Raw genomic sequence first — 22,387 nt, forward strand, 5'->3', positions numbered from 1 at the left:
CTCGCTTCCGCGCAACCATGCGCCGATCACGATGTGACGGAGTGCGCGGAAATCCGGCGGCAGGCGTCGACCAGGGCGATATCGACGTCGTCGAGGGGTTCCCCGGTGCGTCCGGCAGCGCCGACAGCCAGTGCGGCAGCTTGGATTACGACCGCGCGGGCGGGAAGCTCCAAGGCAGGCCAGGGGTCGCCGTCCACCGGCACCGCAGGCCCGCCCGCACGGCGATACGCATCCAGAAACCGTTCCCACACAACACGTTCCAGCACCCCCGCCGCATAGAAGGCGGCCGGTCGCGCGAGATCCCACGCCGGTTCACCGCGCCCGATATCGTCGATATCAACCAGCCGCCAAGAGTTTTCGCCGCCCTCTGGCAACCGGATGAGCTGCCCAAGATGAAAGTCGCCATGCACGAGTAACCGTCGCCCGGCAGTCGGTGCGGGCTTCTCGGTGGTGCGATCGGTCCTGCCGACAACGTGGCCAGGTTTGTCGATGAGGTGTCCGGGTTTGCCGACTGCGTGGTCAGGTTTGTCGGTGGGGCGGTGGGCCTTGTCGGTGGTGAGGTTGGGACCTTCGGGTATGAGGCCGGGCCTCTCGGCGGTCAGGTCGGCGAATGCGCGGCGCACGACCGCGGCCGCGGCTTGGTCTACCGCGCTTCCGGCAGCGTCGAGTCGGTTCATCGCGCGCCTGACCCGGGCGGGGCCGCCTGCGGCGGGCAGCGGGTCCAAAGGGTGGGCGGCGCAGTTGACGCGATGCTCTGGGGGTATCGGCAGCGCGTGCAGTCGTGCGAGCAGGGTTGCCGCTTCCTCCCACGGCGCGGCGTCGGGGTTCTCCGGATCCACCGTTTCGCCGAAGGGCCACACGGTGATCAAGCGATCTTCGTAGCGCTGGGCGATTGTCGGGGTGTTCGGTGCCGCGATGATCTCGCGCAGCCACGGGTGGGAGGCGAGCCGCAGCCGAACCAGCAACGCCGCCTCGTTGGTCTCGGGCGGATGCGCCTTGGCCACCCAGGCCCCCACCCGGACTACCGCCGCGTCCGCCCGATCCGCCAACAACTGCGGCTCGCCCCTCCCGCCCGCCGCTCGCGCCGCCCCCGCCAGCTCTTCGACAGCCCGGAAGCACTGGCCCGCAACACCATCCGTCCCACCTTGCGAGTATGCCGCAGTGCGGGCGGCCGCACAGGCCGGGCCGTCACGACACAGCGGCGATCGCGCAGGTGCAGTCACTCGCAGGGCTGTAACGAGCCCTGCGACAGGGCTACCCGCCCCTGTTCCGTGACAAGCGCCGTCCGGGTGTCGGCACGGCTGGGCAACGAAAAGGCGCGCAGGCGAAAGTGCCTGCGCGCCTGGCGATTCGGCCGAACTCAGGGTAGCGGCGGGGTCGCGTCCTCGTCGCCGATGAAGTCGACCGAGCTGTACTCGCGCAGCTTGGTGAGGCGGTGGTAGGCGTCGATCATGCGGACCGTGCCGGACTTCGAGCGCATGACGATCGACTGGGTGGAGGCGCCGCCGCCGTAGTAGCGCACGCCGCGCAGCAGGTCACCGTCGGTGACGCCGGTGGCGCAGAAGAAGATGTTCTCGCCGGAGACCAGGTCCTCGGTGGACAGGACGCGGTCCAGGTCGTGGCCCGCGTCGATGGCCTTCTGGCGCTCCTCGTCGTCCGTCGGGGCGAGCATGCCCTGCAGCGCGCCGCCCATACAGCGCATGGCGGCCGCGGCGATGATGCCCTCGGGGGTGCCGCCGATGCCGACCAGGATGTCGGTGCCCGAGTCGGGACGCGCGGCGGCGATGGCGCCGGCCACGTCGCCGTCGGAGATCAGGCGGATGCGGGCGCCCGCGTCGCGCACCTGCTGGATCAGGTCCGCGTGGCGCGGGCGATCCAGGATGCAGACGGTCAGATCGGACTTCGACAGCTTCTTCGCCTTCGCGACGCGGCGGATGTTCTCGGCGATCGGGGCGGAGACATCGATCACGTCGGCGGCATCCGGGCCGACCGCGATCTTGTGCATGTAGAACACCGCGGACGGATCGAACATGGCGCCGCGCTCGGCGACCGCGAGCACCGCGATGGCGCCGGGGGAGCCCTTCGACATCAGCGTGGTGCCGTCGACCGGGTCGACCGCGAAGTCCACCTCGGGCCCGGTGCCGTCGCCCACCAGCTCGCCGTTGTAGAGCATCGGGGCTTCGTCCTTCTCGCCCTCGCCGATGACCACGACACCGCGCATGGACACCGAGTTGACCAGCTCGCGCATCGCGTCGACGGCGGCGCCGTCGCCACCCTCCTTGTCACCGCGGCCGACCCAGCGGCCCGCGGCCATCGCCCCCGCCTCGGTCACCCGGACCAGTTCGAGCGCAAGGTTGCGGTCCGGTGCCTCGCGGCGGCTAGTGGGCGAAGATGCCGTCATGGCGGGGTGCCTCCCTCGGGTTGTGCGTACCGGACGATTGTCTCATTACGTGGGTAAGCCCCGTGCCACCCCTGGTCCGAGGGGTGCGCCCGCAAGTGGATACTGGGGACGTGTCGTATCAGAAACCGCGGATTCTGCTCAACTACAAGGATCTGTTTTTCTCGCTGATCCCGCTGGTGCTGATCGTCGTGGTCTTCGCCGGGGTGGCCAGCCAGTGCAGCTTCGCCGCCAAAGGCCCGACGCAAGGCGCGATCCCGCATTTCGACATCAAGTCGGCCCTGGCTTCGGACGCGAAATCGCTGACGTTCCCGATCCGGAATCCGGCCGTCCCTGCCGACTGGACACCCAACTCCGGCAGCCGCGCGAGCATCGCCGGCCCGGGCGGCGGCGCCGTCAGCACTGTGGGCTACATCACCCATCAGGGCACCTACATGCAGCTGACCCAGACCGACGCCACTGAAGAGGCGCTCGCCCGCTTCGTGCTCGGCTCCCGCTATGCCAGCGGCACCCAGCCGCTGGGCAATCAGCAGTGGACCGTCTACGCCGAGCCGACCGAGGAGACCGCCTGGATCGCCGACCTCGGCGCCGCCCGCGTGCTGATCAAGGGCGCCGGCAACGAGGGCGCCTTCAAGACCCTCGCCGAAGCGGTCGCCGCCGCCCAGCCGCTCGCGCGCTGAGGCTTTCACCCCGGAACTCGCGCCCCGAGTAATCGGGTCGTGCGCTGTCCTCTCGATCCCCGAATACTCGTCCCGGGCGGGGATTTCGATAAAGAGGATAGTTCCGATGAAGAAACTCGTAGTCGTCGTAGCCGCGTCCGCGGCCCTGCTCACCCCCGCCGCTGTCGCCGGTGCCGCCCCCGTGGCGCCGGCCCCCGAAGCGGCCGTGGTCGCCGAAGGTGGGTCGAGCGGTTCCTCCTCGGGTTCCGCCGCGGCCCAAGCCCTGTGCCGCCTGCTGAAGATGCTCAAAGCCGGCTCGGTCGACAGCTCCGGCGGCGGCCCCGCCTGTACGTTCTGACCCGTTCGGCTCAGGCCTCTTCGGCGGCCTCGGAACGGGAGATCGCCTCCTCGACGCGCTGGCGGGCGCCCGCGAGATGTTCCTCGCAGCGGTTCGCCAGCGCTTCGCCGCGTTCCCACAGCGCCAGCGAGTCGTCCAGGTCCAGGCCGCCCTGTTCCAGCATCTTGACGACGTTGACCAGTTCGTCGCGGGCGCGCTCGTAGCCGAAGGTCGCGATCTCGGCGGTGTCCTGGGCGGTGTCGGGTTCGGCCACGGTTAATCCTTCTCGGTGTCGGATGGCTTGCGGGCGCCCAGGGCCTGGGTGCCCAGCGCGGCCGCGGAGATCGCGCCGTCGGCGACTCGGATGCGCAGCTGGCTGCCGGCCGGGGCGTCCTCGATGCTGCGCACGACATGACGTTCCGGTCCGGTCACCCGCTGGACCACAGCGTAGCCACGCGACAAGGTCGCGGCCGGACCCACCGCGGTCAGTTTCTCGCGCAGATGCCGGGCGGCGGTGGACTCGGTCCGGATCAACTGCTCGGCGCAGCGCCGCGCGGCGGTGCGCAGTCGCTCGACTTCCTCTGTGCGCCGGTCGATTTCGCGCAGCGGATCGGCCATAACCGGGCGGGACCGGAGCTGGACCAGCGCCCGGGTCTCGCGCTCCACCCAGCCGCGCAACGCGGCCGCCGAGCGGGCGCGCAGGTCACGCACGCCCGCCAATTCGGCCGCGGCGTCGGGAACTACCCGCTTGGCCGCGTCGGTCGGGGTGGCCGCGCGCACGTCGGCGACGAAATCGCTGAGGGGGTTGTCGGGTTCGTGCCCGATGGCGCTGACGACCGGGGTGGTCGCGGCCACGATGGCGCGGCACAGCGCCTCGTCGGAGAAGGCGAGCAGGTCTTCCACGCTGCCGCCGCCGCGCGCCAGCACGATCACCTCGACGGCCGGATCGCGATCGAGTTCGGCCAGCGCGTCGATGAGCTGCGGCACCGCCATCGGGCCCTGCGTCGCGGCGTTTCTCACTTCGAAATGTACTGCGGGCCAACGGTTCTGCGCGACCGTCAGGACATCGCGTTCGGCGGCGCTGGCGCGGCCGGTGATCAGGCCGACGGTCTTCGGCAGGAACGGCAACGGGCGCTTGAGCCGCGGATCGAACAGACCCTCGGCGGCCAGCAGCGCCTTCAAGCGCTCGATACGAGCCAATAGTTCACCGACGCCGACGGGGCGAATCTCGAGGACGCGCAACGAGATCGTGCCGCGGCCGGCGAAGAAGGACAACTTGCCGTAGACGACGACCCGGGTGCCCTCTTGCAGCGGGATCGGGGATTTGCGGATCAGCTCGGGATCACAGGTCACCGAGAGCGACATGTCGACGGAGGGATCACGCAGGACGAGAAAGGCGGTGCGAGTGCCGGGCCGCAGATTGATCTGCGTGATCTGACCCTCGACCCAGATGCTGCCGAGCCGGTCGATCCACTGCGTAACCTTCATCGAGACCGTGCGCACCGGCCACGGCGCGTCAGCGGAATTCGCGGGGCTGTTCGCCGAGGGGTTGGCCGCGGAGGTCATACAGCTAGATATACGCGGTGCCACCGACGCCCTTGCGCAGCGGTCGCCCGCTACAGCGTCGGCCGAACAATGTCATCAAGCTCTCCAAGCCTGAACCGGCCCCGAACGGAGGGAGTCTTACGACCGACCCGTTCGCGGCCGTCTCGCGTCAGAGTGGCCGAAGCGCAGGCGCCGCCAAAAATTACTGCGCCTGCACTGTCGCGATGCGATTGGTCAGCATGGTGACGAAGGCGGCCCGGGCGCGCGTCTGCTGCTCGTAGTCGAGCAGGGTGGCGAGATCCTCGAGGGTCAGCATGCGCAGGCGGGCGCGCAGCTGGGCCAGGGTCATGTTGGCGTAGTCGTAGCGGGCGGCGATCTCCGGCTCGGCGATCTCCACGGGCTCCGGCTCGGCCTCGGCGACCGGCTCCGGCTCGGATTCCGGCTCCGGCCGGTCGATTTCCGGCACCGTGATCGTCGTCACTGCGGTGACGTGACCATTGGTCGCGCGGGCGGAATCGGTGGCCTCGCCCTCGGTGTAGAGGTCGAAGCGACTGGTACGGCCGGCCGTGACCGGCGCGGAGCCAGAAGTTTGCTCCGAGGGCAGATCTTCGTCGAAGGTGGCCCACTCCGGCTGCGCTTCCGGACCCGTGCCGAGCCGGTCGAAAACAGCGTCACCCTTGAGCGCGAGGCTGGTCACGAACTGCTGCACGTGCATCGTGGTCTGCAGCAGCTGGCTGATCGCGGTGATCGGGAAATTCATTGCCGTCGTGGGTAACCGGCGGGTTTCTTCGAGGGCGTATACGGCGGCACCGGCGGCGACCCGGGCCAGGAACGGAGGTCGAAACATGGTCCTAGCCTGCCCGATCCGATTGGTTATGCAAAGACTTACTGTCACAGACACATCGTGACCCCCGTCATGCCGCGTAATCCGCCCGGGTCATGGTCGGTGTACGCCAGTAAGCTGTGGGGCATGTCTTCGGCCATACCTTTGAACGTCGGAATCGCCCGATCGGCGGGCGCCGGATCAGCCGATGCCAATGGGGGAAAGCGCGTCCTACTCGCGGAGCCGCGCGGCTACTGCGCGGGCGTGGACCGTGCGGTGGAGACGGTGGAGAAGGCGCTCGAAAAACACGGCGCCCCCATCTATGTGCGCAAGGAGATCGTGCACAACCGCCATGTGGTGGAGACGCTGCGCGATCGCGGCGTCGTCTTCGTCGACGAAACCGACGAGGTGCCCGAGGGCCAGGTCGTGGTGTTCTCCGCGCACGGCGTCTCGCCGATGGTGCACGAGACGGCCGCCGAGCGGAATCTGCACACCATCGACGCCACCTGTCCGCTGGTGACCAAGGTGCACCAGGAAGCCAAGCGCTTTGCCCGCGACGACTACGACATTCTGCTGATCGGCCACGAAGGGCACGAGGAAGTAGAAGGCACCGCCGGTGAGGCGCCGGATCACGTGCAGCTGGTGGACGGCCCGGATTCGGTGGACAAGGTCACCGTGCGCGACGAGTCCAAGGTGATCTGGCTCTCGCAGACCACGCTGTCGGTCGACGAGACCATGGAGACGGTGAAGCGGCTGCGCGAGCGCTTCCCCGGATTGCAGGATCCGCCGAGCGACGACATCTGCTACGCCACCCAGAACCGTCAGGTCGCGGTGAAGGCGATGGCGCCGGAATGCGATCTGGTGATCGTGGTCGGCTCCCGCAACTCCTCGAACTCGGTCCGGCTGGTCGAGGTCGCGCTCGGTGCCGGTGCGAAGGCTTCCTACCTGGTGGATTACGCCAAGGAGGTCGATCCGGCCTGGCTCGGGGGCGTCCGCACCATCGGCATCACCTCCGGCGCCTCGGTGCCGGAGATCCTGGTGCAGGGTGTGCTGGAAATGCTGGCCGAGCACGGCTTCGGCGAGGTGCAGCCGGTGACCACCGCCAATGAGACCCTGGTCTTCTCGCTGCCCCGGGAGCTGCGCGCCGCGCGGAACTAGCCGCTACAGGTTTTCCGGCTTGCGCCGCTCGGTGCGGCCGGTATCCCGTTCCCGGTAGCGCACATTGGGCCGCGGCAGCGGCGGGTTGTCGCTGCGCGGGGTGGCCGAGCGTCCGGTGCGGCCCGAGCGGCCGTCCCGGGACCGGCCCGACTTGCCCACCCGGGGCGGGGTGTCGGCGACGTCGCCGGACCCGCGCTTGCCCGGCCGTGGCGGCGGGTACTTGTCGGTCTTCTGATCGGCCAGATCCAGATCGTCATCCGGCTCCGGCTGACCGCGCCGGGGCCGGCGCTTCGCGGAATCCGCGAGACCGCCGCCCCGCCCGGAGCGGGATCGGCCGGTCTCGGTGCTGCGTCCCCAGCTGGAGCCGCGCCGCGCCTCCGCGGCGCTCTCGGCGGACTGCTCGCGCCGGAACAGGTAGATCCGCAAGCCGCCGATGAGCAGTACCAGCGCCGTGGCCAGCAGCATCGTCGGGAAGCGGTAGACCAGCGGGACCGCCAGGTTCAGCAGGATGTCCTTGAGGCCCGAGCCGCCGCTCCCCGACAGCTGCTGGTAGGCCAGCGGCACCGAGATGAACATCAGCAGCGGCGGCAGCACCATCGTGCTGAACAGCCCGCGGTAGCGAACGACGAGCACCGCCGCCACGCAGCCGACGACATAGAGCGTCGCGAACGTACCCGTCAGCTCGCTCATGTCGCCGTTGGCATCGATCAGGAACCCGAGGAACGTGCAGGCAACCGCAATCAGGACGGCTGCGCCGGCCGGGATACCCGGCACCGACGGCAGGATCGAACGTTGCGGCGCGGGCACCCGGGAACGCACACGTTGGGAAGCAGCCACGTTATGAACCCTAACCGCCGACGCGCCGTACGGCGTTATGGCACGGCGCGACTATGTATTGCGGCTAACCGTCGGCGTCCGCGAACCCCACCGCGCGGGGCCAGGAATCCACTCGTGCGATGGCCGGGACCTCTTGCTCGGCGATCTCCATGTCGTGCAGCTTGCGGGCCGTCACCATCACTCGAGACTCCACCGAGGCCACTGTGTAGTTGAAGGCGTCCACGGCTTTCGACAGCTGGGAGCCGAGCCGGTCCAGATGCCGTCCGGTCATGCCGAGGCGGGAGTAGAGCTCGCGGCCCAGCTGCTGGATCTTCGCCATATCGCGGGACAGGGCCTCCTGCCGCCAGCTGAAGGCCACCGTGCGCAGCAGGGCGATGAGTGTCGTGGGGGTAGCCAGGATCACGTTGCGGCCGAACGCGTATTCCAGCAGGCCGGAATCGGTGGTGAGGGCGGCGTCGAGGAACGGATCGCCCGGGACGAACAGCACCACGAACTCCGGGGACGGATCGAAGGCCGCCCAGTAGGCCTTGTCGGCCAGCTGATCGACGTGCGCGCGCAGATGTTTGGCGTGCCGGAGCAGATGCTCGGCGCGCTCGTCCGGATCGTCGACGGTGCTGGCGTCCAGATAGGCGTTGAAGGGGACTTTGGCGTCGACCACGATGTGCCGGCCGCCGGCCAGCCGGACCACCATGTCGGGCCGGACCGTGCCGGTGCGGTCGGCGTTGCCGTCACCGCGCGCCGCCCGGCTCACCTGGGTGTCGAAATCGCAGTGCCGGGTCATGCCGGCCAGTTCCACCACGCGCTCCAGCTGTATTTCGCCCCAGCGGCCCCGGATCTGCGGCGCGCGCAGCGCCGCCACCAGCTGGCTGGTCTGGCTGGAGAGCTGATGCGAGGTGCGCTGCATGCCCGCGACCTGTTCGCGCAGACCCGAATACGCGTTGATGCGGCTGTGCTCGACCTGCTGGATGTGCTGATTCAAGGCGCCTACCGCCTCCCGCAGCGGTTCCACCATGGCGCCGATGGCGTGCGAATGCCGGCGGGCCGCATCCTCGTTCGCGGCGGTCAGGGATTGGCGCAGCAGGTGCTCGTTGTCGTTGGCCGCGGACAGCCTGGCCTCGGCGGCGGCGGCTCGTTGACCCGCGTGGGCGGTGTGCCCGAGCCAGCCCAGCCCCACTCCGGCGGCGAATACCAGCAACAGTGCGACAAGCATCGATGCGGTCATGGAACGAGATAGTGCCCCACCCCACCGACAAGTTCGGTCGCCTGGCAACTTCACAGCGCATGTGTCGGCAAACCGACTGAGCCGCAGTGATGTCAATGACTGTGGACAGACCGGCGAGCCGTGGCAAACAAATGTGCGCGATCGGCGTGCGTCCGGGCACACCGAAATCCGCTGGCGCTGCGGGGACTATAGGCAGCGGGGTGTTCGCCGAGATCAGCGGAGTCGGGGTAGCGCATGCGCCGCATTCGTGAGTTCGGGCACTCGACACGCGGCCTGGCGCTGAAAACACGCCGCTGCGGAACCCGGCAAATCCGACACCCCGGTCGCGGCAATTGAATTGTGTCGGTGGGTGCGCCTACGTTTTTCGCCATGCGGATGCTGCACACCTCGGACTGGCACATCGGGCGTACCTTCCACGGTGTCGATCTGCTTGCCGATCAAGAGCGTTCGTTGCAGGCCATCGCGGAGCTGGTGGCGTCCGAGTCGGTCGAGGTGGTGGTACTGCCCGGCGACGTGTACGACCGCTCGATCCCCAGCGCGGACGCGATCGCGGTCTGCATCCGCGGCTTCGAGGCGATCCGCGCCGCGGGCGCGCAGATCGTCGCGACCTCCGGCAACCATGATTCGCCTGCGCGGCTCGGCGCGGGCGCCAGCTTCGCGGCGGCGGGCGGACTGCACCTGCGCACGCGGGTCGCCGACGCCGACCGGCCGGTCCTGCTCGCCGACGCGCACGGCGAGGTCGCCTTCTATGGCATCCCCTATCTGGAGCCGGAGGTCACGCGCGCCGAACTCGGCGTGCCACAGGCGCGTTCGCACGCCGAGATCCTGGACGCCGCGATGGGCCGGATCCGCGCCGACATCGCCGCGCGCGGCGCCGCGCGCACCGTGGTGCTCGCACACGCCTTCGTCGTCGGCGGCGAGGCGACCGGCTCGGAGCGCTCCATCTCCGTCGGCGGCGTCGAAACGGTGCCGATGTCGGCGTTCGACGGCATCGACTATGTAGCGCTCGGCCACCTGCACTCCCCGCAGATCCTGTCGGAGTCCATCCGCTATTCCGGCTCGCCGTTGCCGTACTCGTTCGCCGAGAACTCGCACCGCAAGGCAGTCTGGATCGTCGATCTCGACGCCGCGGGCCTGCACACGGTCGAGCGTCACGATCTCCCGCTGGTCCGCGGCCTCAGCAGGCTCACCGGAACCCTCGACGAATTACTCTCCGACGCCGCCCACGCCGAGGCGGTGGAGCACTACGTGTCCGCGACTCTGACCGACCACGCCCGCCCGGTCGACGGCCTGCGCAAACTCCGTGCGCGCTTCCCGCACGCGGTACACGTGGAATGGTCACGCCCAGAAGGCAATCCGGAACTGCGCTACCGTGAGCGAGTGCACGGCCGCCGCGACACCGAAGTAGCGCACAGCTTCCTCACCGACGTGCGCGGTGTGCCCAGCGCCGGTGAAATGGCCTGGCTGGAGCGCGCCCTCGCGGTAGCGGTCACCGAACCCGAGCGGGTAGCAGCTGTCAGCGATCAGACCCTGCTCGGGGAACTCTCGGCATGATCGACCGCACAGCCGAATATCCTCACGGGGTTCGCAGCTCCTCGCTCAACCGAAAGTGGACCACCCTCCGTGACCTTTGTGTGAGTGATCAGGGGCTTCGGCTGGCGAGGGGGCGGGGGTGAGGCTGCATCGGTTGGAGATGACAGCGTTCGGGCCCTTTGCCGAGACCACGGTCGTCGACTTCGACGCGCTGGGGGCCGACGGCTTGTTTCTGCTGCATGGGCAGACCGGCGCGGGGAAGACGACGGTGCTCGATGCGATCGCGTTCGCGCTGTATGGGCGGGTGCCGGGGGCGCGGGGCGAGAGTAAGCGGCTGCATTCCGATCACGCGCCGGAGCAGACTCCGCCGCAGGTGGTGCTGGAGGCGACGCTCGGGGGCCGGCGGTTGCGGCTGAACCGGGTTCCGGAGTTCGAGCGGCCCAAGCTGCGTGGCACCGGGATGCGGACCGAGCAGGCGAAAGCGACGTTGGCGTGGCTGGATGGGCGAGGCGAGAATTTGTCGCGCATCCCCGATATCGGGGACGAGATCGTCCGGCTGCTCGGCATGAGCGCTGATCAGTTCTTCCAGGTGGTGTTGTTGCCACAGGGGGATTTCGCTCGATTCCTGCGGGCCGACAACGAGGATCGCGAGAAGCTGCTCGAAAAGCTCTTCGACACTGAGCGATTCGGTACGGCGGAGCAGTGGCTCGCGGATAAGCGCCGGGCATCGGCGGCTGATCTGGAGAAGCGCCGCCAGGGGATCGAGCGTTTGATCGCGCAGATTCGCGGTGCGGCGGGGCTGAGTGTCACCGAATCCGTCGGGGCATTGGAGTCCGTCGGCTGGTCGCAGGATCTGCTTGCTACCGCGCGTACCGATCTTTCCAGTGCGATCACGGAAACCGAACGCTGCCAACAGGAGTCGACACGCGTCGGGAAGCTCGCCGAGGAGCAGCGCAGGCTGCACGAATTGCGCCGTCGGATGACGGCGGCGCGCGCGCAGCTCGACGACTACGCCGCGAACGCCGACCACCGCGCCGCCTTGCAAGCCGAACTCGAAGCGGCCCGGCGGGCCCAGCCGGTCGCCGACGCGATCGACGAGGCGCGCGCCGCGGTGATGACGAGTCGACGGCGTGACGCCGAAAAGCAGGAAGCTGCGGCGAAACTCGTGGCCGCGTTGATCGAGCCCGCCGCCGCCGAGGTTGGTGGTGCAGAGTTGATCGCCGACGACCGCCACGGCGACGACCGGCTTGCCGACGACCGCCACGCCGACGAAATTGGCAGCACCGCAATGATTCCGGGCACCGACCTGCCCGGTGACCGGGCGCCTGCCATCCGCCCCGACGCCGATGTCGATGTCGCTATCCGGCACTGGAGCACCCAGATCGGCGCACTCGACGAGATCAGTGCCGACGCATCTACCGCCACCAAACTCGGCGCCGAATTGACCAAGCTGCGTGAGGAAGACACCGCATTGACAGGGCGGGTCGGGAAGCTCATTCGCTTGCGTGAGCAACTCCCCGCCTCGATCACCACCATCGAAGCCCGGCTCCGCGAGGCCACCGAGGCCGTCGCACTCCTGCCCGCGCTTACCGCGGACTGCGAGCGCCTCCAGACCGCCGCCACGGCTGCCGTCGAATTGGCCAGGCACCGGCAGGCTTTGGACCGTACCCGGATCGAATTCGAAACCGCTCGCACCGCCCACAACGATGCCAAAGAGCGCGTCCTCGATTTGCGTGAGCGGCGCTTGGCCGGGATGGCGGCCGAACTGGCCGGACAACTCAGCGACGGCCGGCCGTGCACGGTCTGTGGCTCGGACGAGCATCCCGCACCCGCCCGCCCGACCTCGGACGCCGTCTCCAAGGAGGCGGAGGAAGCGGCGGAAACCGCGGCCCGCAGCGCCGAGGACAAGCGGGACCAGGTCCTGGCCCGCATCGCCGAACTGGAACGCGAAATCGAAGGCCTCACCGCCCGCGGCGGCGACATGGACCGTGTCGAACTCACCACCGCCCTGCGCACGGCGACGGACCGCTACGAGGACGCCTCCCAATCCGCCACCCTGGCCGAAGGTTTGACCGCCGAACTGGCCCAACTCCGCGCCGACGAATCCCGCCTGCACGACGAACTGCGCGAAACCGAAACCCGCCGCAGCACTATCACCACCCAGATCACCGCGACCGCCACCCGCGTCCTCGAACTCACCGACCGCCTGCGCACCGCCGCGGGCGCCGACGAATCCATCGACCGCCGCCGCACCCGCCTGAACACCCTGATCAAATTCGCCACCACCTACCGCGACGCCCGCACCCAGGCCGCCGCCGCCCGCGAAGCCGTCACCACCATCGCCACCCGCGTCGAAAGCCTCTCCCTCGCAGCCGGTTTCGTCATCACGACGAACACGTCGGGGTCGAGCGGCGCGGCGCAGGCGAACGCCGTCAACGCGACAGGTCCCCTGGCCTCCGGTCAGCGTGCGGGGATGGTGGACGCGACAGGTTCCCTCGCTTCCGGCCAGCGTGCGGAGATGGCGGGCGCGACAAGTCCACTCGCTCCCGAGCAGCGCGCGGAGATCAGCGCTTCGTCCCCGCGTCGTGACGGCCCGCGCGACGATGTCGCACTGCTCACCGCCTACGCCAAGATCGTTACCGCCGCCGCACGAACCATGCAGCGGCAGAACGAGATCGAAGCGGAACTCGTGGCCGCGGACCGCGCTCGTGCCCACGCCGAAGCGGTGCTGGCCGAACCCGAGGTGCGGGCCGCCGCGGCGGCGGAGCCCGGTGACCTCGCCGAACTGGAGACCGCTGTCGCGCAAGCACGGTCGCAGCTGAACGCCGCCGTGGCCGCGCACGCCGACGCCACCCGCCGCGTCAAACTGCTCGAGGAACTCGGTACCCAGCTCTGGACCGAGGTCGACCGCATCACCCCGCTCCAGCGGTCCCACGACGAACTCGCCGGGCTCGCCGAGGTGGTCGCGGGCCGCGGTGAGAACAACCGCCGCATGTCCCTGCGCTCCTACGTCCTCGCCGCCCGCCTGGAGGAAGTCGCTCTCGCGGGCTCGGTCCGGCTGCGCCGAATGTCCATGGGCCGCTACGAATTCGTGCACACCGACAAGGCGGGCCCGCGCGGCCGCCGCGGCGGCCTCGGCCTCGACATCCGTGACGACTACACCGGCGCCATCCGCCCCGCCAAAACCCTGTCCGGCGGCGAAACCTTCATGGCGTCCCTGTCCCTGGCCCTCGGCCTCGCCGACACCGTCGCCGCCGAATCCGGCGGCATCGCCCTGGACACCCTCTTCATCGACGAGGGCTTCGGCGGCCTGGACGCCGACACCCTCGACGCCGTCATGGGCGTCCTCGACGAGCTCCGCTCCAACGGCCGCGTAGTAGGCGTAGTCAGCCACGTCGACGAAATGCGCCAGCGCATCCCCAGCCGCCTCCACGTCCGCCGCACCCCCACCGGCTCCCACCTGCGAGCCACCGTCGCCTGAAGCGGTTGTATATACTTGCTGTCGGGGATCCATATACCCGGAGGCGGGCTCATGACGAAGCGACTGATCGAGATCGACGACGAACTACTCGAAGCTGCGCAGCGAGAACTAGGGACCAGCGGCGTCTCCGACACCGTGCGGGCGGCCCTGCGGTCCGCCGCCGCGGCCGCCGCTCGGGTAGCCGAACTGGAATGGCTTCAAGAAGGGGGATTGGAAGAGATGCAAGATCCTGAAGCAAGAGCCCGCGTATGGCGGTGACCGCTCGGTTCCTGATCGACACGAGCGCGGCCGCCCACCTCGAGAAGGAGGCTGTTCAGCAGCGGCTCGCCCCACTGATCACCCGCGGTCTGGTAGCCACCTGCGCGTCCCTCGACGCCGAAGCGCTCTACAGCGCCCGAAGTCCGGCCGACTACGAGAAAGTCCGGGCGAATCGGCGTGCGGCATACGAATATCTGCCGACCGACGACGAACATTGGCAACGCGCGTTCGCGATCCAGCGCGAACTCGCCCGCGGTGGCAGGCATCGCACGGTCGGCATAGCGGACCTGCTCACAGCGGTTCTGGCCGGCCAACATCGGCTGGTGCTCATTCATTACGACGCGGACTTCGAAACCGTGGCATCGGTCATTGATCTGAACCATCGCTGGGTAGTGCCGCGGGGGAGCCTGTAGCGACCGAGGTTCAGGCCTCGTGGTCGAGGAGCCAGCGCTTGGCTTCCAGGCCCCAGCGGAACCCGCCCAGGGCGCCGCCGATGCGGAAGACGCGGTGGCAGGGGACGAAGAGGGCGGCGGCGTTGCGGGCGCAGGCGTTGGCGGCGGCGCGGGTGGCGGCGGGGCGGCCGGAGAGAGCGGCGTATTCGGTGTAGGTGACGGGTTCGCCGGCGGGGATCTTGCGGAGGACGTCCCAGGCGTGCAGGAGGAATTCGCCGGATTGCTGGCGGACGGGGATGGCGTCGATGGCGGTGAGATCGCCTGCGTGATAGTCGATTACGGCTTGGCTGATCGCCCCGAGGGAATCCCGGCGGCGCAGTTCTGCGGGGCGCAGGGTGGGGTGGATCAGGAGACGGAGGTTGTCGGCGTCGGCGGTCCAGCCGGAGGCCAGGACGGCGCCGTCGGCGGCCGCGAGGGTGGTGAAGGGGCCGATCGGGGTGTCGACGATGGTGAAGTCGGCGGTGGTCATGAGATTCGTCCGTTCTTCTTGGGGGAGTTGGCTTTTCGGGGGGTGGCGGCGCGGTCGGCCAGGGCCGCCTTCCACAGGTGCATGGAGAGGTAGGAGCGCCAGGGGGAGTAGCCGGCGGTGTCGGTGAGGTCGAGACCGAGCAGGGTCGCGCCCTGCCGGACGACGAGGTCGGTGCCGAGCAGGATGTCGGGGTCGGCCAGCAGGCGCATGGTCACGTAGTCGGCGGTCCAGGGGCCGACGCCGTCGAGCGCCAGCAGGTCGCGGCGTAGCTCGGCGGCGGTGCGGCCCTGGTGTAGGTGCAGGTCACCGCCGGCGAGCGCGGCGGCCACGCCGACGATGGAGCGGATCCGCTTGGCGGGGCCGGTCAGCACTTCCGCGCCGCGTTCGGCGATCACGTCGGGGTTCGGGAACAGGCGGGGCAGCGGTCCCTCGATCGGTTCGCCGAGCGCCTGCACCAGTCGAGCGGTGTGCGTCGCGGCGGCCGACACGGAGATCTGCTGCCCGATCATGGTGCGCAGCAACAGTTCCGGGCCGTCCAGGCACCCGGGCACCCGGATGCCCGGACTGAACTGCGGCCGGACCGTCCGGATCGGCGGCGGCTCCGATTCGTCGGCGGGCGCGGCCCCGGCATCGGGCAGCCCGTCCACGGCGAGTTCGGGCACCGGCGTTTCCAGCGTTCGCGCGCCCAGCACCTCGTCGATCCCGACCGGGTCGGCATCCAGATCCAGCAGGTGCCGTAGTCGCGCCACGGTCGGCGCGAGGTCACGCATATCGTGCAACGCCAGCTCGGCCCGCACATGATCACGCTGGAAGCTGAGTCGCGCGGTGGCGTGCCCGTTGGGGGTGCGTAAGGCCCGGGTGTAGGCCCGGTCCTCCCACGACTCCATGCCGGGCGTCACATGCGCCGACAGGAACCATTCCAGCCACGCGCGATCCAGCGGCTCCCGGAACGGAAGCCGAAGCGTCAGTGCGCCGTTCGCGGCGGGCACGGCATCGCGCCGGGCCCGTTGGTGCGCCTCGGTGCGCATCACGGTCGGGCTGACCGCGAACACCTCGCGCACGGTGTCGTTGAACTGCCGGATACTGGCGAACCCGGCTGCGAACGCGATATCCGACATCGGCATATCCGTGGTCTGGATCAGCAGCCGCGCCGTATGCGCGCGGTGCGCCCGGGCCAGCGCCAGCGGACCCGCGCCGAGCTCGGTGGTCAGCACCCGGGTCAGCTGCCGCTGCGAATACCCGAGGGTGGCCGCCAGCGCGGGCACGCCGCCCCGTTCGATGACCCCGTCGCCGATCAACCGCATGGCCCGCGCGGCCAGGTCGGCCCGCGTGTTCCACAGCGGCGACCCGGGCGCGGCGTCGGGCAGGCACCGGCGGCAGGCCCGGTATCCGGCCTGCTGTGCGGCCGCGGCGGTCGGCAGGAAGCTGACGTTGGTCGGCTTCGGCGTGATCGCCGGACAGGAGGGACGGCAGTAGATGCCGGTGGTCCGCACCGCGGTGAAGAACTGCCCGTCGAACCGGGAGTCCCGGGTAGAGACCGCCCGATAACACCGTTCGAAATCCAACGCCATGATCGTCACGCATTCCACAATGTCAGCTCCGCGGCGGGCGCGCTAGCGGAAAAAAGACACCACAACCCGGCCTTGTCGCAGGGCACAAAACCGGGGCCGTGCCCCTGGCGGCAGGGGCCAGGGAACCTGGGGCTGTGGACTGCGCCGATGCCCGAATAGCGTGATCATCACTGCTTCGGGGGAAGTTGGGCAGTTCGAAAAAGACAGAGCAGAAGGAATTCTCGATGAAACGATCACTCGCCGCGGCCACCCTGGCCGGTGCGCTGATGCTGGCCCCGATGGCCACCGCCGCTGCCACGGCCGAACCGGTCGCCCCGGTCTCGGGCTGCACCACCATCCCGCCCGGCACCGGTGGGTGCAGCTGGTTCCACGAGCTCGGGAACCTGCTGACGGCCGGCTCCTCGGCCCTCAGCAGCGGCTCGAAGTCGGCGAAGTAACGCGCGACCCGCACGAAACGGCCGCCGCACCGATCTGGTGCGGCGGCCGTTTGTGTTCAACAGCAGCGGTTCTGCGGTTTGCGTTCGGCTTCGTCGTACCGATCGCGCCAGTACTGCCGCTCGCTCGGAACCTCGCAACCGGGATGCTCGCGTTGCAGATGTGCCACGTAGCGCTGGTAATCCTGCCCGCCGATGATGGCGTTATACCAGCTCAGCAGGCTCTTGGCGCCCTCGAGAAGACGCCGCGGCGCGGCCGGTCGGGTGGACCGGCCGCGCCGCGGCACAACGGGTTTCGTCACTTGCTCAGACTGACGTCCGGGCTCTCGGCGCCGTGCGCGGCGCCCCGCGGGGGAATCTTCCCCGCGGCGACCAGCTCATCCCACTGCTTCTGCACTTCCTTCTCCTCCGGTGTCGGGAAGAAACCGGTCGGCTCGAAGAGCTTCGAGGGCTCCTCGGGTGACTCGGTGGTCTCCGAACCGCCCTTGCGCCAGGCATTGAAGCAGACCAGCGCACCGACGATCGCGACGATCAGCACCATCGCGGCGAACACGATCGACAGCGAGCCCTGGATGAAGGTGTTGCGGATGACGATGTCGACATCTTCCGGTGTCTTCGCCGTCAGGCACAGCTTCCCGGCGGCCTGAGCCTGTTCGCAGATGCTGTTCTGCTTCCAGTATCCCACCTTCGGATCGGCCGAGAAGATCTTCTGCCAGGACGCCGTCATCGTGACGAGCAGGTCCCAGACCAGCGGGATGCCCGGAATCCAGGCCCACTTGGTGTAGCCCTTCTTCACGATGATGGTCAGGACGACGGTCAGCGCGATCGCGGCGAGCAGCTGGTTGGCGATGCCGAACAGCGGGAACAGCGCGTTGATGCCGCCGAGCGGATCGTTGACGCCCATCAGCAGGATGGAGCCCCACGCGGCGACCACGATCAGCGAGCACAGCCAGGCGCCGACCCGCCAGGACGGATCCTTGAACTTGCGGGCCGCACCGCCGAAGTTGCCCAGCGCGTCCGACACCATGAAGCGCGCGACACGGGTGCCCGCGTCGATGGTGGTGAGGATGAACAGCGCCTCGAACATGATCGCGAAGTGGTACCAGAACGACTTCATCCCGGCGCCGCCGAGGAACTTGCTGAACACCTCGGCGATGCCGACGGCCAGGGTCGGCGCGCCGCCGGTACGCGAGACGATCGACTTCTCACCGAGATCCGAGGCGGCCTGGGTGAAGTCGGCCGCCGTGGCCGGGGGACCCGACAGTCCGAGCGAATTGGTGTACGCGGCAGCCTTTTCCGGGGTGCCGCCGGTGACGCCGAGCGGCGCGTTCATGCCGAAGTACAGGTGCTGGTCGATGATCGTGGCGGTGATGATGGCCATGACCGCGACGAACGACTCCATCAGCATGCCGCCGTAGCCGATCATCCGCGCATGCGATTCCTTGGCGAGCAGCTTCGGCGTGGTGCCCGAGGACACCAGCGCATGGAAACCGGACAGGGCGCCACAGGCGATGGTGATGAACAGGAACGGGAACAGGCTGCCGGCGAACGCCGGTCCGGGCTTGTCGAAGGCGAAGTCCGACACCGCGGGCGCCTTCAGCACCGGCATGGTGATGAGGATGCCGATGGCGAGCAGGCCGATGGTGCCGATCTTCATGAAGGTCGACAGGTAGTCGCGCGGGGCGAGCAGCAGCCACACCGGCAGCACCGAGGCGAAGAAGCCGTAGGCGATCAGCAGCCACGCGATGGTGACCTTGGACAGGGTGAACCAGTCTTCGCCCCAGGCGGTTTCGGAGACCCAGCCACCGGAGACGATGGCGAGCAGCAGCAGCACGATGCCGATCGCGGAGACCTCGCCGACCGCGCCGGGCCGCAGGTACCGCAGGTACACGCCCATGAACAGGGCGATCGGAATGGTCAGGCCGATGGAGAAGACACCCCACGGGCTTTCGGCCAGCGCGTTGACCACGACCAGCGCGAGCACCGCCAGCAGGATCATCATGATCACGAGGATGCCGACGATGGCGGCCACGCCGCCGATCGCGCCGAGCTCGTCCCGGGCCATCTGCCCGAGGCTGCGGCCGCGCCGCTTGGTGGAGGCCCAGAGCACCAGGTAGTCCTGCACGGCGCCGGCGAAGACGACGCCGACCACGATCCAGATGGTGCCCGGCAGGTAACCCATCTGCGCGGCGAGCACGGGACCGACCAGCGGGCCGGCGCCGGCGATGGCGGCGAAGTGGTGGCCGTAGAGGACCCGCCGGTCCATCGGCATGTAGTCCTTGCCGTTTTCCAGGATCTCGGCAGGGGTAGCCAGGTCGTCGCGGGGCTTGGTGATCTTCCACTCGATGAACTTGGCGTAGAAGCGGTAGGCGGTGATGTAGGTACACACCGCCGCGATCACGATCCACACCGAGTTGACCGACTCACCGCGCGCGATGGCGACGACGGCCCAGGCGACGGCGCCCAGGATCGCGATGGCGGCGAAGATCGCCTTCTTCTTCGCCGTCATCGGAGACTTGTCGACCACACCTACCGGGGGTAGATCTGGGTCTGTCCGCAGATATTCGATTGTCGCCATCAAGCCCTCATCTCCTGAAAAAGCGCAGGAACCAGCAGAAACCACAAAAAAAGTAACCGATCGAGGTTCCTCGCCGAGCTAATTTGGTGTGTCCGCCGTCACCTGCGTTATAGCCGTGCGTATGCTGCCACGCCGCCTCACGTTCCGCCACAAGCTTCGGAGAGGCTTAGGCAAGTCTGAACATTCGAACCGGTCGAACGGTCGATAACGCGCGACGAACGGTCGGTGTGCCGCGACCGGCGGTCGAAGAATATTTTGCCGTAAGTATGCTGCTGCGCATCATGACGACACCCCTCGGCTCGTGATCGCGGTCCGTCGCCGGACCTTGCTCGGTGCCGCGCTGGCCGCACCGCTGGCGCTGGGCGGATGTGGCGCCGATGACGACGCGCTGACCTTCTTCTTCCAGGCCCGGCCCGAGGAGGCCCGGGTCCGGCTGACGATCATCGAGGAGTTCCGCAAGCGGCATCCCGCGATCAAGGTGCGCACCATCATGTCCGGCCCGGATCCGCTCCAGCAGATGCTCACCTATTGCGCGGGCGGCAAATGCCCCGACGTGATGATGGCCTGGGAGTTGCTGTACGCCGGGCTGGCCGAGCGCGGGGTGCTGCTGGACTTGCGGACCCTGCTGGACCGGGACCCCGGGTATGCCGAGGAGCTGCGGCGTGACAGCTACCCGACGTTGTACGACACCTTCACCTATGGCGGCGGGCAGTACGCCCTGCCGGAGCAGTGGTCCGGCGTGTTCCTCTATTACAACCGGCAATTGTTCGCCACCGCCGGGCTGACCCCGCCCGCGCGCTGGGACGACGCCTGGACCTTCGAGGAATTCCTGGACGCGGCACAGCAGCTCACCCGGCGCGAAGGCAGCCGAACCAAACAGTGGGGCTTCGCCGATGCCTGGGTGCCGTATTTCTCGGCGGCCTGCTTCGGGATGAACAACGGCGCCGAGTGGTTCACGCCGTCGGTGAACCCGACCCGGACGAATCTCGGCGACCCGCGCTTCGCCGCCGGGTTCCAGTTCTACGCGGACTTGGCGGTTCGGCACCGGGTCGCACCAAAAGTGGCTGACCAGCAGTCGGTTTCGGCGCCCGATCTGTTCCGGCGCGGGCGGGCGGCGATGGCGATGGGCGGGCACTGGCTCTATTCGGAGTTCGCCGGGCAAGACGATCTCGATATCGATCTCACGGTGCTACCGCGCGGCCCGCACGGTGGGCCCGGCGCGATCACCGACGTGGGCTGCACCGGGCTGTCGATCGCCGCGGACAGTCCACGCATCGAACAGGCCTGGGAGTTCGTGAAGTTCGCGACCGGCCCGGTCGGTCAGGCCATCGTCGCCTCCTCGGGACTGTTCGTTCCGGTGCTGAAATCGGCGATGGCGACACCGGGTTTCGCCGCCGCGCACCGCCGGATTCGCAACCTCGAGGTGATGTCCGGGGGACCGGCCGCCTCCCGTCCGCTGCCGGTGACGCCTGCTTGGGGGAAGGTGTCGGCGTTGCTGGAACGCGGCGGCAATGGGGTGCTGCGGGGTGCGGCCACGGCCGAATCCCTCGGGGGGAGCTTTACCGCCGACATCGACGCGTTGCTGGGTGCCCATGCTTGAACGCGAAACCATGCCCGTGGCGGGGGACGCCGGTCCGCACCGGCACGACGCCGTGCCGGCCACGCGGCCGGCGATGTCACCCGCACAGACTGGATCCGGCGAAGTCGACGGCCGCGCGAACCAGGGCGGCCCCCGGCCGGTCCGTGGCCGCCTGGCCCGGCGGCGCGAGCGTGCGGGCTGGCTGTTCATCGCGCCGAATCTCGCTGCGGTTCTGGTCTTTCTGGTGTTTCCCTTGGCCTTCTCGCTGTACCTGAGTTTTCACTCGTGGGATCTGTTCAGCCCGCCCCGCTTTGTCGGCATCGCGAACTATCGGCGGCTGTTCGGTTCGGACCCGCTGTTCCTGATCGCGTTGCGGAACACGGCGGTGTTCACGGTGCTCACCCTGGTGCCGACGGTCGCGATCGGGCTCGCGGTGGCCGCCGCGCTGAACCGGAAACTGCGCGGTATCGGCCTCTTCCGGACGATCGCGTTCCTGCCGCTTGTCGCCTCGACGGTGGCCATGGCGGTGGTGTGGCGGTTCATCTTCACCACCGATGACGGACTGCTGAACCTGATGCTCGGCTGGTTCGGGATCGATCCGGTGCCGTGGTTGACCGATCCGAACTGGGCGCTGGTGTCGCTGAGCATCGTTACCGTCTGGAAGAGCGTGCCTTTCGCGACGGTGATCCTGCTCGCGGCGTTGCAGGGCGTGCCGGAGCCGTTGTACGAGGCGGCGAAGATCGACGGGGCCGGTGCGATTCGCCGGTTCTGGTCGGTGACGGTGCCGCTGATCCGGGGGCCGCTGTCGTTCGTCTTCGTCATCACGGTGATCAACTCGGTCCAGGCCTTCGACCAGGCCTATGCCTTGACGGGGAGCGGCGGAGGGCCGGAGACCGGCACCTATCTGCTCGGAATCATGTTGTTCCAGCACGCGTTCGGGTTCTACGAGGTGGGTTACGCCGCCGCGCTGGCCTGGGTGATCTTCGCGATTCTGCTGCTGCTGACGCTGCTGCAATTGCGCTTCGCGCGCCGATCGGAGGTCGAACTGTGACG

General features: G+C 68.7%; 21 protein-coding genes. 10 read left to right on the top strand and 11 right to left on the bottom strand.

All coding sequences use genetic code 11. The annotated features are described in order from the left end of the window. Nucleotides 1–26 precede the first annotated feature (26 nt). Both AB0M14_RS22785 and glpX read right to left on the bottom strand, forming a co-directional pair. On the bottom strand, nucleotides 27–1,049 hold the full coding sequence (locus tag AB0M14_RS22785) for a phosphotransferase (RefSeq protein WP_364998029.1): 1,023 nt from the start codon (nucleotides 1,047–1,049) through the stop codon (nucleotides 27–29). A gap of 311 nt (nucleotides 1,050–1,360) precedes the next feature. After that, a complete protein-coding gene (gene glpX, locus AB0M14_RS22790) occupies nucleotides 1,361–2,401 on the bottom strand; it encodes a class II fructose-bisphosphatase (protein ID WP_364998031.1) in 1,041 nt (346 codons plus the stop codon). Between the two features lie 110 nt (nucleotides 2,402–2,511). Between glpX and AB0M14_RS22795 the strand changes: the two genes are divergently transcribed. Next, nucleotides 2,512–3,078 (top strand): DUF4245 domain-containing protein, encoded by a 567-nt coding sequence (locus tag AB0M14_RS22795; protein WP_364998033.1) that lies wholly within the window; start codon nucleotides 2,512–2,514, stop codon nucleotides 3,076–3,078. A gap of 106 nt (nucleotides 3,079–3,184) precedes the next feature. Continuing rightward, complete coding sequence (locus AB0M14_RS22800; protein WP_364998035.1) at nucleotides 3,185–3,415, top strand: hypothetical protein; 231 nt, start codon at nucleotides 3,185–3,187, stop codon at nucleotides 3,413–3,415. Nucleotides 3,416–3,425: 10 nt separating this feature from the next. Here the strand turns inward: AB0M14_RS22800 and AB0M14_RS22805 are convergent, their stop codons facing one another. From AB0M14_RS22805 to AB0M14_RS22815, 3 genes are all read right to left on the bottom strand, one after another. Further along, a complete protein-coding gene (locus tag AB0M14_RS22805; RefSeq protein WP_364998037.1) occupies nucleotides 3,426–3,668 on the bottom strand; it encodes an exodeoxyribonuclease VII small subunit in 243 nt (80 codons plus the stop codon). A gap of 2 nt (nucleotides 3,669–3,670) precedes the next feature. Continuing rightward, a complete protein-coding gene (gene xseA / locus AB0M14_RS22810) occupies nucleotides 3,671–4,960 on the bottom strand; it encodes an exodeoxyribonuclease VII large subunit (RefSeq protein WP_364998039.1) in 1,290 nt (429 codons plus the stop codon). 181 nt (nucleotides 4,961–5,141) lie between these two features. Further along, nucleotides 5,142–5,786: a lipid droplet-associated protein gene (locus tag AB0M14_RS22815; RefSeq protein WP_364998041.1), complete on the bottom strand. Its 645-nt coding sequence runs from the start codon at nucleotides 5,784–5,786 to the stop codon at nucleotides 5,142–5,144. 123 nt (nucleotides 5,787–5,909) lie between these two features. Here AB0M14_RS22815 and AB0M14_RS22820 point away from each other — a divergent pair, with 123 nt between their 5' ends. Continuing rightward, nucleotides 5,910–6,920: a 4-hydroxy-3-methylbut-2-enyl diphosphate reductase gene (locus tag AB0M14_RS22820; protein ID WP_364998043.1), complete on the top strand. Its 1,011-nt coding sequence runs from the start codon at nucleotides 5,910–5,912 to the stop codon at nucleotides 6,918–6,920. A gap of 3 nt (nucleotides 6,921–6,923) precedes the next feature. Here AB0M14_RS22820 and AB0M14_RS22825 read toward each other — a convergent pair whose 3' ends face one another. Together AB0M14_RS22825 and AB0M14_RS22830 are read right to left on the bottom strand one after the other, a co-directional pair. Then, entirely contained in the window at nucleotides 6,924–7,757 is an 834-nt protein-coding gene (locus AB0M14_RS22825; protein ID WP_364998045.1) for a DUF6542 domain-containing protein, read from the bottom strand. A gap of 64 nt (nucleotides 7,758–7,821) precedes the next feature. Continuing rightward, nucleotides 7,822–8,979 (bottom strand): DNA recombination protein RmuC, encoded by a 1,158-nt coding sequence (locus AB0M14_RS22830; RefSeq protein ID WP_364998047.1) that lies wholly within the window; start codon nucleotides 8,977–8,979, stop codon nucleotides 7,822–7,824. A 369-nt stretch (nucleotides 8,980–9,348) separates the two neighbouring features. Here AB0M14_RS22830 and AB0M14_RS22835 point away from each other — a divergent pair, with 369 nt between their 5' ends. From AB0M14_RS22835 to AB0M14_RS22850, 4 genes are all read left to right on the top strand, one after another. Beyond that, the gene (locus AB0M14_RS22835) at nucleotides 9,349–10,533 is read left to right on the top strand and encodes an exonuclease SbcCD subunit D (RefSeq protein WP_364998049.1); all 1,185 of its coding nucleotides are present in this window, start codon (nucleotides 9,349–9,351) and stop codon (nucleotides 10,531–10,533) included. Between the two features lie 118 nt (nucleotides 10,534–10,651). Further along, complete coding sequence (locus AB0M14_RS22840) at nucleotides 10,652–13,993, top strand: AAA family ATPase (RefSeq protein ID WP_364998051.1); 3,342 nt, start codon at nucleotides 10,652–10,654, stop codon at nucleotides 13,991–13,993. 51 nt (nucleotides 13,994–14,044) lie between these two features. Further along, nucleotides 14,045–14,251, top strand: coding sequence for a DUF2191 domain-containing protein (locus AB0M14_RS22845; protein ID WP_364998053.1), 207 nt, complete (start codon nucleotides 14,045–14,047; stop codon nucleotides 14,249–14,251). After that, nucleotides 14,242–14,664 carry a PIN domain nuclease gene (locus tag AB0M14_RS22850; protein WP_364998055.1) on the top strand — a complete coding sequence of 141 codons (423 nt, stop codon included), beginning with the start codon at nucleotides 14,242–14,244 and terminating at the stop codon, nucleotides 14,662–14,664. Before AB0M14_RS22845 ends, AB0M14_RS22850 begins: the two co-directional genes overlap by 10 nt. 10 nt (nucleotides 14,665–14,674) lie before the next feature. Here AB0M14_RS22850 and AB0M14_RS22855 read toward each other — a convergent pair whose 3' ends face one another. Together AB0M14_RS22855 and AB0M14_RS22860 are read right to left on the bottom strand one after the other, a co-directional pair. After that, entirely contained in the window at nucleotides 14,675–15,172 is a 498-nt protein-coding gene (locus tag AB0M14_RS22855; protein ID WP_364998057.1) for a methylated-DNA--[protein]-cysteine S-methyltransferase, read from the bottom strand. Continuing rightward, the gene (locus AB0M14_RS22860; protein WP_364999020.1) at nucleotides 15,169–16,743 is read right to left on the bottom strand and encodes an Ada metal-binding domain-containing protein; all 1,575 of its coding nucleotides are present in this window, start codon (nucleotides 16,741–16,743) and stop codon (nucleotides 15,169–15,171) included. The genes AB0M14_RS22855 and AB0M14_RS22860 overlap by 4 nt, the downstream gene beginning before the upstream one ends. Before the next feature lie 224 nt (nucleotides 16,744–16,967). On the opposite strand from AB0M14_RS22860, the gene AB0M14_RS22865 reads away from it, so the two are divergent. Beyond that, entirely contained in the window at nucleotides 16,968–17,180 is a 213-nt protein-coding gene (locus AB0M14_RS22865) for a hypothetical protein (RefSeq protein ID WP_364998059.1), read from the top strand. A 56-nt stretch (nucleotides 17,181–17,236) separates the two neighbouring features. Here AB0M14_RS22865 and AB0M14_RS22870 read toward each other — a convergent pair whose 3' ends face one another. Continuing rightward, nucleotides 17,237–17,479 (bottom strand): YbdD/YjiX family protein, encoded by a 243-nt coding sequence (locus tag AB0M14_RS22870; protein WP_364998061.1) that lies wholly within the window; start codon nucleotides 17,477–17,479, stop codon nucleotides 17,237–17,239. Further along, complete coding sequence (locus tag AB0M14_RS22875) at nucleotides 17,476–19,755, bottom strand: carbon starvation CstA family protein (protein WP_364998063.1); 2,280 nt, start codon at nucleotides 19,753–19,755, stop codon at nucleotides 17,476–17,478. The genes AB0M14_RS22870 and AB0M14_RS22875 overlap by 4 nt, the downstream gene beginning before the upstream one ends. Before the next feature lie 301 nt (nucleotides 19,756–20,056). Here AB0M14_RS22875 and AB0M14_RS22880 point away from each other — a divergent pair, with 301 nt between their 5' ends. Both AB0M14_RS22880 and AB0M14_RS22885 read left to right on the top strand, forming a co-directional pair. Further along, on the top strand, nucleotides 20,057–21,355 hold the full coding sequence (locus AB0M14_RS22880) for a sugar ABC transporter substrate-binding protein (RefSeq protein ID WP_364998066.1): 1,299 nt from the start codon (nucleotides 20,057–20,059) through the stop codon (nucleotides 21,353–21,355). Beyond that, on the top strand, nucleotides 21,348–22,385 hold the full coding sequence (locus tag AB0M14_RS22885; protein WP_364998068.1) for a sugar ABC transporter permease: 1,038 nt from the start codon (nucleotides 21,348–21,350) through the stop codon (nucleotides 22,383–22,385). Before AB0M14_RS22880 ends, AB0M14_RS22885 begins: the two co-directional genes overlap by 8 nt. Nucleotides 22,386–22,387: the final 2 nt, after the last annotated feature.

The organism is Nocardia sp. NPDC051832 (assembly GCF_040681285.1).
Classification (GTDB): Bacteria; Actinomycetota; Actinomycetes; order Mycobacteriales; family Mycobacteriaceae; genus Nocardia.